Origin of the sequence: Kitasatospora sp. NPDC051705, from assembly GCF_044453265.1 — a bacterium.
Lineage (GTDB): Bacteria > Actinomycetota > Actinomycetes > Streptomycetales > Streptomycetaceae > Kitasatospora.
In genome coordinates this window covers 67,954-78,683 of record NZ_JBITCO010000032.1, presented here as the reverse complement: position 1 = coordinate 78,683, position 10,730 = coordinate 67,954, and the positions used below count along the sequence as shown (strand labels likewise).

Here is a 10,730-nt window from a genome sequence, read left to right as displayed (position 1 = left end):
CGCCGCGCCCCCCCCCCCGGGGCGCCGGGGGGGGGGGCCGCGGGGGGGGGGCGGCGGCGCGGGCCCCCCCCCCCGGGGCGGGGCCCCCCCCCGGGGGGGGGGGGGGCCCCGCGCCCCCCCCCACCGCGGGGGAGGCCCCGGGCGGAAAACAGTGAAGCCGGTCCATCCGAGGATGGACCGGCTTCACTGGAGGACCGGCATGCCGGTCTGCGCGTCAGCGCGAGACCTTACCGGCCTTGATGCACGAGGTGCAGACGTTGAGCCGCTTCGGCGTCCGCCCAATCACAGCGCGCACCGTCTGGATGTTGGGGTTCCAACGACGGGGGGTACGGCGGTGCGAGTGGGAGATGCTGTTGCCGAAGCCCGGCCCCTTGCCGCAGACGTCGCAGTTGGCAGCCACAGGAGTCACTCCAAGACTTCAGATCATTTACGTTCGACAACCCCTGTGAACCAGCGGAACACTCGCGTGAACCGGACCGGGCCGAGGGGTGCGCCCGGATTGTTCCAGGCAACCGGAAGAGCATACAACGCTTGCTCCCGTTCAACGAAACTACCATGACCGGCCGGGTGATCGCCCCGGTCGGCCGTCCCGGCGGCCCTCCCCGGCCCCCGATAACCTGCCGGTATCACCCCTCGCCGCAGCTCTGGCTGTGCTGCTGCCCCGCAGGCCGTCGCGGCGTCCGATCCGGAGGAGACCCGGTGCTGCACACGCTCGACGCCCCGGCCGTGCGCACCTGGTGCCAGCTCGCCCTGCGCGCGCTCGGCCAGGCCCGGGAGGAGATCGACGCGCTCAACGTGTACCCCGTCCCGGACGGGGACACCGGCACCAACCTCTACCTCACCGTCGAGTCCGCCGCCGCCGAGGTGGAGAGCCGCTTCACCGACCCCGCCGACGGGCCCGCCCCGGGCCTGGCCGACACGGTGCGGGCGATGGCCCGCGGCGCGCTGGTCGGCGCCCGCGGCAACTCCGGGGTGATCCTCGCCCAGTGGCTGCGCGGCACCGCCGAGACGCTCGCCGAGGGCGGCGGCGCCGACCAGCTGCGGGCCGCCCTGCAGCGGGCCGCCGACTCCGCCTACCAGGCCGTCGCGGAGCCCGTCGAGGGCACCCTGCTGACCGTCGCCCGGGTCGCGGCCCGGGAGGCCGTCCGGGCCGGGGACGGGCTCGCGCAGGTCGCCGACACCGCCCACCGGGCCGCCCGGGACGCCCTGCGGCACACCCCGGAACAGCTCGCCGTGCTGGCCGAGAACGGCGTCGTGGACGCGGGCGGGCGCGGACTGGTGGCCGTCCTCGGGGCGCTCGCCGACGCCGTCGCCGGCCAGCAGCCGATGGGCCCGGTCGCGCTGCGCGACGACGTCCGGGCGGTCGACAGCTGCGAGGTGCACGTGCGACCGCCCGGCCCCGGCCACCCCGCCTTCGAGGTCATCTACCTGCTGGACGCGGCCGACGAGGCCCTGCCCGCGCTGCGCGAGCGGCTCGGCGGCCTCGGCGACTCGCTGGTGATCGGCGGCGGCGACGGCCTGTGGAACGTGCACGTCCACGTGGACGACGCGGGCGCCGCCGTCGAGGCCGGGGTGCGGGCCGGGCGGCCGCACCAGATCCGGATCACCCACTTCGCCGAGGCCGCCGCCCGGGCCGGCCGCGCCGCCGAGCGCGGCGAACGCGAGGAGCGCGCCCGCGCGGTGCTCTCCGTGGTCTCCGGCACGGGGCTCGCCGAGCTGTGCGAGCAGGCCGGCGCCCTGGTGCTGCACGCCGACCCGGACCGCCCGCCGGCCAGCGCCGAACTCGCCGCGGCCGTCCGCCGCTCGGCCGCCCGCGAGGTCGTCCTGCTGCTCAACGACCCCGAACTGCGGGCCGCCGCCGGGGCCGCCGCCGACCAGCTGCGCGAGGAGGGCGTGCGGATCGCCGTGCTGCCCACCCGCTCGCCGGTGCAGGGGCTGGCGGCGCTCGCGGTGCACGAGGCGGGCCGCCGCTTCGACGAGGACGTGGTCGCCATGACCTCCGCGGCCGGCGCCACCCGGTACGCCGAACTCGCCGTCGCCGAGGGGGAGTCCTGGACGATGGCCGGGGTCTGCCAGGCCGGGGACGTGCTCGGCCTGATCGACGGCGACGTGGCGGTGATCGGCACGGGCCTGGACGAGGTCGGGACGAGCGTGCTGGACCGGATGCTCGGCGCGGGCGGCGAACTCGTCACCCTGGTGCTCGGCGACGGCGCCGACGAGGCGCTCGCCGAGCGCCTCGTCGCGCACGCCCGGCACCGGCGGCCGGAGGTGGACGCGGTGGTCTTCCACGGCGGCCAGGAGTCCGCGCCGCTGCTCATCGGCGTCGAGTGAACCCGCCGCCCGGGTCGGCGCGGGTCGGCCGCCGGAAGGCCCGGACTGTCGGCCCCGTGGTGTAAACAAGGGCCTGATGGGCGCTCTCGATGAACCACTGACCAAGCTCGTCGGCGACCGCACCGCGAAGGTGCTGGCCGACAGCCTGAAGCTGCGCACGGTCGGGGACCTGCTGCACCACTACCCGCGCCGCTACGTCGAGCGCGGCCAGCTCACCAGCCTGGACGAGCTGGAGATCGACGAGCACGTCACCGTGCTGGCCCGGATCGAGAAGGTCACCCTGATCCCGTTCCGCGGGCGCAAGGGCGACCGGCTGGAGGTCGTCGTCACCGACGGCCGCAGCCGGCTCTCGCTGGTCTTCTTCAACCAGGGCTGGCGCCAGAAGGAGCTCAGGGCCGGCGCCCAGGGCCTGTTCGCGGGCAAGGTCGGCGTCTTCAACCGCAGCCGGCAGCTGGTCTCCCCGGACTACCAGCTGCTCGACGAGGACGCCGGGTCGGACGCGGCGAAGCAGTTCGCCGGCCGGCTCATCCCGGTGTACGGCGCCAGCGCGCAGATGCCCAGCTGGAAGCTGTCGATCTGCATCGAGACGGCGCTCACCAAGCACCTCGCCGACGTCGGCGAGCCGCTGCCCGCCGAACTGCGCGAGCGGCACGAGCTGATCCCGCTGCCCGAGGCGCTGGAGCTGATCCACCGCCCGCGCGGCCAGGCCGACCGCGAGCGCGCCCAGAGCCGGCTGCGCTGGGACGAGGCCTTCGTGCTCCAGGTCGCCCTGGCCCGGCGCCGGGCCGCCGAGTCCGCGCTGCCCGCCGTTCCGCGCCGGGCCCGCGAGGGCGGCCTGCTGGACGCCTTCGACGCCCGGCTGCCCTTCACCCTCACCGAGGGCCAGCAGAAGGTGTCCGCCGAGATCGCCGCCGACCTGGCGACCGAGCACCCCATGCACCGGCTGCTCCAGGGCGAGGTCGGCTCGGGCAAGACGCTGGTCGCGCTGCGCGCCATGCTCGCCGTGGTCGACGCGGGCGGCCAGGCCGTCCTGCTCGCCCCCACCGAGGTGCTCGCCCAGCAGCACCACCGCTCGATCGTCGAGATGATGGGCGACCTCGCCGAGGGCGGCATGCTCGGCGGCTCCGACCTCGGCACCCGGGTGGTGCTGCTGACCGGCTCGATGGGCGTCCCGGCCCGCCGCCAGGCGCTGCTCGACATGGCCTGCGGCGACGCCGGCATCGCCATCGGCACCCACGCGCTGATCGAGGACAAGGTCCAGTTCCAGGACCTCGGCCTGGTCGTGGTCGACGAGCAGCACCGCTTCGGCGTCGAGCAGCGGGACGCGCTGCGCGCCAAGGGTGACCAGCCGCCTCACCTGCTGGTGATGACCGCCACGCCGATCCCGCGCACCGTCGCGATGACGGTCTTCGGGGACTTGGAGACCTCCGTCCTCGACCAGCTGCCGGCCGGCCGCTCACCGATCTCCACCCACGTCGTCCCCGCCCTGGAGAAGCCCAACTTCCTCACCCGGGCCTGGGAGCGCGTCCGCGAGGAGGTCGCCAAGGGCCACCAGGCGTACGTGGTCTGCCCCCGGATCGGGGACGAGGAGCCCGCCGCCGAACCGAAGAAGCGGCGCAGGGCGGCCGAGGAGGACTTCGAGGAGGTCGCCGACGCCGGGGCCGCGAGCGACGAACGGCGGCCCCCGCTCTCGGTGGTGGAGACGGCCGGGAAGCTGGCCACCGGCCCGCTCGGCGGCCTGCGGGTGGAGATCCTGCACGGCCGGCTCGCCCCGGAGGCCAAGGACGACGTGATGCGCCGGTTCGCGGCCGGCGAGGTGGACGTCCTGGTGGCCACCACCGTCATCGAGGTCGGCGTCAACGTGCCCAACTCCACCGCGATGGTCATCATGGACGCCGACCGCTTCGGCGTCTCGCAGCTCCACCAGCTGCGCGGCCGGGTCGGCCGCGGCAGCGCGCCCGGCCTGTGCCTGCTGGTCAGCGACATGCCCGCGGGCAGCGCCGCCCGCTCCCGGCTGGACGCGGTGGCCGGCACCCTGGACGGCTTCGAGCTGTCCCGGATCGACCTCGAACAGCGCCGCGAGGGCGACGTGCTGGGCCAGGCGCAGTCCGGGGTGAAGTCCTCGCTCAAGGTGCTCTCGGTGCTGGAGGACGAGGAGGTCATCCTGACCGCCCGGACGGAGGCCACCCGGCTGGTCGCCGAGGACCCGGACCTCACCGCCCACCCGGAGCTGCGCACCGCGCTGGAGAGCCTGCTCGACGAGGACCGCGCGGCCTACATGGAGAAGGGCTGAGCGGCCGCCGCCGGCCCCGGAATTGTCAGACCCCCGGGAGAGAATGAAGGTGTTCAGGACGCACCCTCAAGGTGCGTACCTGGCGCGACACTTGGGGGTCCTGCCATGGCATTCCGTCATCTCAACGAGCTCCCGCTCGGTGACAAGGTCTTCCGGATCGAACTCGCCAGCGACGACGACCGCGAGGTCACCCTCACCCTGACCGGCTGGCGCGAGGGGGCGGCCGCCCAGCCGCTGGCCTCGGGCAAGCTCCGCCTGCCGGTCGAGGACGTCGCCTCGCTGCGGATCGCGCTCAACCGCGCGCTGCGGGCGCTGGCGATCGTCGCCGACGTCTCCGAGCCCATCCCCGACCGCGACGTGCTGCGCGAGCTGTACCCCGGCCACGGCGCCCCCTGGGTGCCGCAGCACGAGGAGGAGCTGGTCCGGCGCTTCCACGACGGCGAGACCGTCGCCCGGATCGCCGCCCGCTTCGGCCGCACGCCCGACTCCGTCCGCACCAAGCTGCGCGAGCTCGGCCACGACCCGCGCCGCCCCGAGTTCTGCCCGCCCGACGGCTGCCTGTCCTGGTCCCGCTACGCCTCGCCGGCGCTGCTCGGCGCGGCCGTCCCGGCCCAGTCGGCGGGCTCCGAGGCGAGCTGACGCCGGTCCGGCCCGCGGGGCCCCGCCGATCCACCGGTGGGGCCCCGCGGGCCGGGGCGGGATAGCGTGGTCGGGCAGCGACGAAAGGACCTCCCACCACCATGACCCGCGTGATCGCCGGGGCGGCCGGGGGCCGCCGACTGGCCGTACCGCCAGGCCGGGGCACCCGCCCGACCTCCGACAAGGCCCGCGAGGCGATGTTCTCCACTCTGGAGGCGCTGCGCGGCACCCTGCACGGGGCCCGGATGCTCGACCTGTTCGGCGGATCCGGCGCGGTCGGCCTGGAGGCGCTGTCGCGCGGCGCCGACCACGTCCTGCTGGTCGAGGCGGACGGCCAGGCGGTCCGGGTGATCCGGGAGAACGTCCGCACGATCGGCCTGCCGGGCGCCGAGGTGAGGTCCGCCCGGGCGGAGAAGGTGGTCGAGGGCCCGGCCCCGGAGACCCCGTACGACCTGGTGTTCCTCGATCCGCCGTACGCCGTGACGGACGAGGAGCTGCGCGAGATGCTGATCACACTCCTGGCCGGGGGCTGGCTCGCGGAGGACGCACTCGTCACCGTGGAGCGCAGCACCCGCGGCGGAGAGTTCGGCTGGCCCGAGGGCTTCGAGGTGTTGCGCTCCCGCCGCTACGGCGAGGGCACGCTCTGGTACGGTCGCGCCGCCGCCGAGGCCCGCCAGCACGAGTAGCGGGCCGAGGCCCGCCGAGCAGCCGTCACCCCACGAGGGAGCACACACGCCATGCGCCGCGCCGTCTGTCCCGGATCGTTCGACCCGATCACCAACGGTCACCTCGACATCATCGAGCGGGCCTCGAAGCTGTACGACGTGGTGCATGTCGCGGTCCTGATCAACCGGAACAAGCAGGGCATGTTCACCGTCGAGGAGCGGATCGGCCTGATCGAGGAGGTCACCGCGCAGTTCGGGAACGTGGTGGTCGAGTCGCACCACGGCCTGCTGGTGGACTTCTGCCGCGAGCGCGGGATCCCCGCGATCATCAAGGGCCTGCGCGCGGTCAGCGACTTCGACTACGAGCTGCAGATGGCGCAGATGAACCACGGCCTGACCGGGGTGGAGACCCTGTTCGTGCCGACCTCGCCGACGTACAGCTTCCTGTCCTCGACGCTGGTCAAGGAGGTCGCCTCCTACGGCGGCGACGTCTCGCACCTGCTGCCGGAGACGGTGCACCGGCGGCTGGTCGAGCGGATCGCGGAGCGCCGCGCACAGCAGTAGCGGACGGGCCGCGGGAGGGCCGTCGGCGGTCTGGGTGGCCGGCGGGATCGGAGGAACCGTCCGTTTCTGCCGGTTCGTCACGACTTGTCCTCCGCCTCCCGCGGCCGGTTCCGCCCGGGCGTTGTGTCCTCGCAGCGCGGTGGCCGTACAGTCTGTAGTCCTGCCCTGCGGTGAGGTCCACCGCGCCGGGCCTGCCTCCGCCGGACCGTCGGCGGCACACGGAAAGACGAAGCCCCGTGGACGTGCAGAACAAGGTCGACGAGATCGTCGCGGCCGTCGAGGGCGCCCGCTCGATGCCCATGTCGGCCTCCTGCGTGGTGAACCGGGCCGAGCTGATCGGCCTGCTCAACGACCTCAAGGCGGCGCTGCCCGCCGAACTCGCCCAGGCCCAGTCGGTGATGGCCGACCACGAGCAGGTGGTCGCCGGCGCGCAGGCCGAGGCCGACCGGATCATCCAGGGCGCGCACGCCGAGCGCGGCTCGCTGATCTCCGACACCGAGGTGGTCCGCCGGGCGCAGGCCGAGGCCGACCGGATCCTCGCGGAGGCCCGCAACGAGGTCGAGACCAAGCGCGTCGAGGCCGACGACTACGTGGACAGCAAGCTGGCCAACTTCGAGGTCGTGCTGACCAAGACGCTCGGCGCCGTCGGCCGCGGCCGCACCAAGCTGCGCGGCGACTCCAGCGTCTTCGAGACGGAGTTCGACGGCGAGAGCGACGGCGAGGAGTTCCAGCCGCAGCGGATCAGCCCGAGCCCCGAGGTCGACGAGTACGTCGACGTGAAGCTCGCCACCCTGGAGAACGTCCTCAGCGCCACCCTGGAGGCCGTCGGCAAGGGCCGCGACAAGCTGCTCGGCAAGCGGCCGATCGACGAGCTCGGCGCCTACCTGGCCGCCGCCGACGAGGCCCAGCAGGCCAAGGAGCGGGCCGAGGCCGTCGCCGCGGGCTTCTCCGAGGCGGAGGGCGACGACATCGCCTGGTACCGCGAGGACGTGCCGCAGCAGCAGACCTGGCCGGAGCAGACCCCGGCCGCGGCCGGCTGGCAGGCCCCCGGCGCCGACCAGTACGCCGCCGCCCAGCAGCAGGGCGGGCAGTACGCCGAGGTGTACGGCGGCGGCTTCGACCCGGCCGGCCAGGGCGACCCGTACGGCACCCAGTGGGGGCACCAGCAGCAGGGCGCCGCGGGCGGCTACCAGCAGCAGCCGGACTACCAGAACCAGCAGCACGGCGACTACGGCTATCCCCAGCAGCAACAGGGCTACGGCGCCCAGCAGTACGACGGCTACGCCTACCCGCAGCAGCCCGCCGCCCCGCCGGCCGTGCCGCAGCAGCAGCCGGGACTGGACGAGACCAGCTTCTTCGACACCAGCATGATCGACATGACCCGGCTCCGGGAGCTGGGCGGCCGCTGAGCCGGTTCCGGCCGGGCCCGGCTGGCGTCCCTGACGGGACCGAAGTTGGGCCTGGCGGGAGACTCCGGTAGGCTGACCACTCCGGCCATCTCGTGTCGGACTCTCGGCTTGCCCGCGCACCGTCGGTGCGTAGGCACCGCAATCGATGAATCCCATGGAAGTCAGGACACCTTGAACCGCCTCGACCACCGCGACCCCCTCGTGTTCGACACGCACGAACTGGGACGTCGCCCGGGCTCGCTGCGCAAGGTGTCCCGCACCCTGGAGGCCCCCGAGGGCCTGGGCATCATCGACGTGATCGGAGTCCCCGAGAAGAGCGAGATCCGGCTGGAGCTCCGCCTGGAGTCGGTGGTCGAGGGCGTGCTGGTGACCGGCACCGCCGAGGCCCACGTCGAGGGCGAGTGCGTCCGGTGCCTGGAGCCCGTCGACGACGACATCGACGTGGACTTCCAGGAGCTGTACTACTACCCGGAGTCCGACGAGCGCCACCGCGCCCGGACCGCCGGGGCCGAGGACCTCGAAGAGGACTCGGAAGAAGAGACTTACCGTCTGGAGGGCGACTTCTTCGACCTCCAGCCGGTGCTGCGTGACGCGGTGGTGCTCGCACTGCCGCTGCAGCCGGTGTGCCAGGAAGACTGCCTGGGCCTGTGCTCCGAGTGCGGAGCGCGCCTGAGCGACGACCCGGCGCACCACCACGACGCCGCCGACCCCAGGTGGGCGGCTCTGCAGGGACTCTCCGCCGCCCCCGGCGACGAGGGTGACGGGATCAAGAACAGCGACACCCGTGAGGGTCTCGCCGAGAACCAGGAGAAGTAGCCGTGGCTGTTCCGAAGCGGAAGATGTCGCGCAGCAACACGCGCCACCGCCGGTCCAACTGGAAGGCCGTCGTTCCGGCCCTCGTGGCGTGCGACCGCTGCCACGAGCCGAAGCTCGGCCACATCGCGTGCCCGAGCTGCGGCACGTACAACCGTCGCCAGGTCCTCTCGGTCTGATCGGCGGGGTGCACGGATCGATGTCGGACGGTAACTCCACCCGCAAGGCGTCCACCGCCCCGAAGGGTTCCTCTTCGAGCGGTGGCAGGGCCGGCGGGCCGGCTTCGACCGAATACGACGTCCTGGAAGGGCGCCTCGGGTACACGCTCGAGCGCGCCCTTCTGGTACGCGCCCTGACCCACCGCTCGTACGCGTACGAGAACGGTGGCCTGCCCACCAACGAGCGCCTCGAGTTCCTCGGCGACTCGGTGCTGGGCCTGGTGGTGACCGACACCCTCTACCGCGTCCACCCGGACGTCCCCGAGGGCACGCTCGCCAAGCTCCGCGCCGCGGTGGTCAACTCCCGCGCGCTCGCGGACGTCGGCCGGGGCCTCGACCTCGGTGCGTTCATCCGGCTCGGCAAGGGCGAGGAGGGCACCGGCGGCCGCGACAAGTCGTCGATCCTCGCCGACACCGTCGAGGCCGTGATCGGCGCCGTCTACCTGGACCAGGGGCTGGACGCCGCCACCGAGTTCGTCCACCGCCTGTTCGACCCGCTGATCGAGGAGTCCTCCCAGCTGGGCGCGGGCCTGGACTGGAAGACCAGCCTCCAGGAGCTCACCGCCTCGGTGGGCATCGGAGTCCCCGAGTACGTGGTCATGGAGTCCGGACCGGACCACGAGAAGACCTTCACCGCCGCGGCCCGGGTCGCCGGCGAGGACTTCGGCAGCGGCGTCGGCCGCTCGAAGAAGGAAGCCGAGCAGAAGGCCGCCGAGAGCGCCTGGCGCGCGATCAAGGAGAAGTACGCCGACCGGCTGCCCGCCGGCGCGTGAGTCCGCAGTAGCCTTCCTCCTGCCGTCGTCTGCCGCAGGAGGCCTGTTCCCGTGCCCGAACTCCCCGAGGTCGAAGTCGTCCGCCGCGGTCTGGCGAACTGGGTCGCCGGGCGCACCGTCGCCGACGTCCAGGTGCTGCACCCGCGCGCGGTGCGCCGACAGCCCGCCGGCGCGGCCGACTTCGCCGCCCGGCTGACCGGCACCGTCCTCGGCGCCGCGCAGCGCCGCGGCAAGTACCTGTGGCTGCCGCTGGGCGGCACCGGCACCGGGTTCTCGCTGATCGGCCACCTCGGGATGAGCGGCCAACTCCTCGTCCAGGAGCCCTCGGTGCCCGACGAGACGCACCTGCGGGTGCGGCTGCGGTTCACCGACGGCGGGCGCGAGCTGCGCTTCGTCGACCAGCGGACCTTCGGCGGCCTCGCCGTCGAGGAGGCCGAGGAGGGGGACCCGGAGGGCACCCCACTCTCCATCGCGCACATCGCCCGCGACCCGCTCGACGAGCGCTTCGACGACGCCGTCTTCGTGGCCGCGCTGCGGGCCAGGCGCACCACCGTGAAGCGGGCGCTGCTCGACCAGACGCTGATCAGCGGGGTCGGCAACATCTACGCCGACGAGGCGCTCTGGCGCTCCCGGCTGCACTACGACCGCCCGACCGCGACGCTCACCCGGGCGCAGGCCGCCGAACTGCTGGCCAACGCCCGCGCGGTGATGACGGCGGCGCTCGCCGTCGGCGGCACCAGCTTCGACAGCCTGTACGTCAACGTGAACGGCGAGAGCGGCTACTTCTCCCGGGACCTCGACGCCTACGGCCGCGAGGACGAACCGTGCCGCCGCTGCGGCACCCCGATGCGGCGGGCCGCCTGGATGAACCGGTCCAGCTACTTCTGCCCCCGCTGCCAGCGGGTGCCGCGGGTCCGCAACGGGGGCTGAGGCTCCGGGCGCGGCCCGCGGACCCGGTGCCGACCGGATCCGCGGGCCGCGCGCCCGTCGGTGCCCGTCGCTCGCCGGTGCCCGCAGCCCGTCGG

Annotated in this window: 11 protein-coding genes; 10 read left to right on the top strand and 1 reads right to left on the bottom strand. The window is 73.9% G+C overall.

The window, feature by feature from the left end; genetic code table 11:
- Positions 1-214 precede the first annotated feature (214 nt).
- Positions 215-400, bottom strand: coding sequence for a 50S ribosomal protein L28 (rpmB, locus tag ACIA8Q_RS29610; protein WP_014138233.1), 186 nt, complete (start codon positions 398-400; stop codon positions 215-217).
- Positions 401-567: 167 nt separating this feature from the next.
- Here rpmB and ACIA8Q_RS29605 point away from each other — a divergent pair, with 167 nt between their 5' ends.
- The 10 genes from ACIA8Q_RS29605 to mutM all read left to right on the top strand — a co-directional run bounded on the left by ACIA8Q_RS29605 (position 568) and on the right by mutM (position 10,635).
- Entirely contained in the window at positions 568-2,331 is a 1,764-nt protein-coding gene (locus tag ACIA8Q_RS29605) for a DAK2 domain-containing protein (RefSeq protein WP_396317967.1), read from the top strand.
- 76 nt (positions 2,332-2,407) lie between these two features.
- On the top strand, positions 2,408-4,624 hold the full coding sequence (gene recG, locus ACIA8Q_RS29600; RefSeq protein ID WP_360220889.1) for an ATP-dependent DNA helicase RecG: 2,217 nt from the start codon (positions 2,408-2,410) through the stop codon (positions 4,622-4,624).
- A 105-nt stretch (positions 4,625-4,729) separates the two neighbouring features.
- Positions 4,730-5,263 (top strand): hypothetical protein, encoded by a 534-nt coding sequence (locus ACIA8Q_RS29595; protein ID WP_280686268.1) that lies wholly within the window; start codon positions 4,730-4,732, stop codon positions 5,261-5,263.
- A 101-nt stretch (positions 5,264-5,364) separates the two neighbouring features.
- Positions 5,365-5,949, top strand: coding sequence for a 16S rRNA (guanine(966)-N(2))-methyltransferase RsmD (gene rsmD, locus ACIA8Q_RS29590; RefSeq protein ID WP_360220892.1), 585 nt, complete (start codon positions 5,365-5,367; stop codon positions 5,947-5,949).
- A gap of 51 nt (positions 5,950-6,000) precedes the next feature.
- On the top strand, positions 6,001-6,492 hold the full coding sequence (gene coaD / locus ACIA8Q_RS29585; RefSeq protein WP_360220895.1) for a pantetheine-phosphate adenylyltransferase: 492 nt from the start codon (positions 6,001-6,003) through the stop codon (positions 6,490-6,492).
- 236 nt (positions 6,493-6,728) lie between these two features.
- Positions 6,729-7,901, top strand: coding sequence for an ATP synthase F0 subunit B (locus tag ACIA8Q_RS29580; RefSeq protein ID WP_387906136.1), 1,173 nt, complete (start codon positions 6,729-6,731; stop codon positions 7,899-7,901).
- Positions 7,902-8,072: 171 nt separating this feature from the next.
- A complete protein-coding gene (locus tag ACIA8Q_RS29575; RefSeq protein WP_360220901.1) occupies positions 8,073-8,717 on the top strand; it encodes a DUF177 domain-containing protein in 645 nt (214 codons plus the stop codon).
- Positions 8,718-8,719: 2 nt separating this feature from the next.
- Positions 8,720-8,893, top strand: coding sequence for a 50S ribosomal protein L32 (gene rpmF, locus ACIA8Q_RS29570; RefSeq protein ID WP_030056747.1), 174 nt, complete (start codon positions 8,720-8,722; stop codon positions 8,891-8,893).
- Between the two features lie 20 nt (positions 8,894-8,913).
- Positions 8,914-9,705: a ribonuclease III gene (rnc, locus tag ACIA8Q_RS29565; RefSeq protein ID WP_387906133.1), complete on the top strand. Its 792-nt coding sequence runs from the start codon at positions 8,914-8,916 to the stop codon at positions 9,703-9,705.
- A 51-nt stretch (positions 9,706-9,756) separates the two neighbouring features.
- A complete protein-coding gene (mutM, locus tag ACIA8Q_RS29560; protein ID WP_396317966.1) occupies positions 9,757-10,635 on the top strand; it encodes a bifunctional DNA-formamidopyrimidine glycosylase/DNA-(apurinic or apyrimidinic site) lyase in 879 nt (292 codons plus the stop codon).
- Positions 10,636-10,730: the final 95 nt, after the last annotated feature.

What these genes read in the sequence shown, in the direction of transcription:
- recG (WP_360220889.1), top strand. Translation starts at nt 2,408, where the DNA reads ATGGGCGCTCTCGATGAACCACTGACCAAGCTCGTCGGCGACCGCACC.
- rnc (WP_387906133.1), top strand. Translation starts at nt 8,914, where the DNA reads ATGTCGGACGGTAACTCCACCCGCAAGGCGTCCACCGCCCCGAAGGGT.
- rsmD (WP_360220892.1), top strand. Translation starts at nt 5,365, where the DNA reads ATGACCCGCGTGATCGCCGGGGCGGCCGGGGGCCGCCGACTGGCCGTA.
- coaD (WP_360220895.1), top strand. Translation starts at nt 6,001, where the DNA reads ATGCGCCGCGCCGTCTGTCCCGGATCGTTCGACCCGATCACCAACGGT.
- ACIA8Q_RS29595 (WP_280686268.1), top strand. Translation starts at nt 4,730, where the DNA reads ATGGCATTCCGTCATCTCAACGAGCTCCCGCTCGGTGACAAGGTCTTC.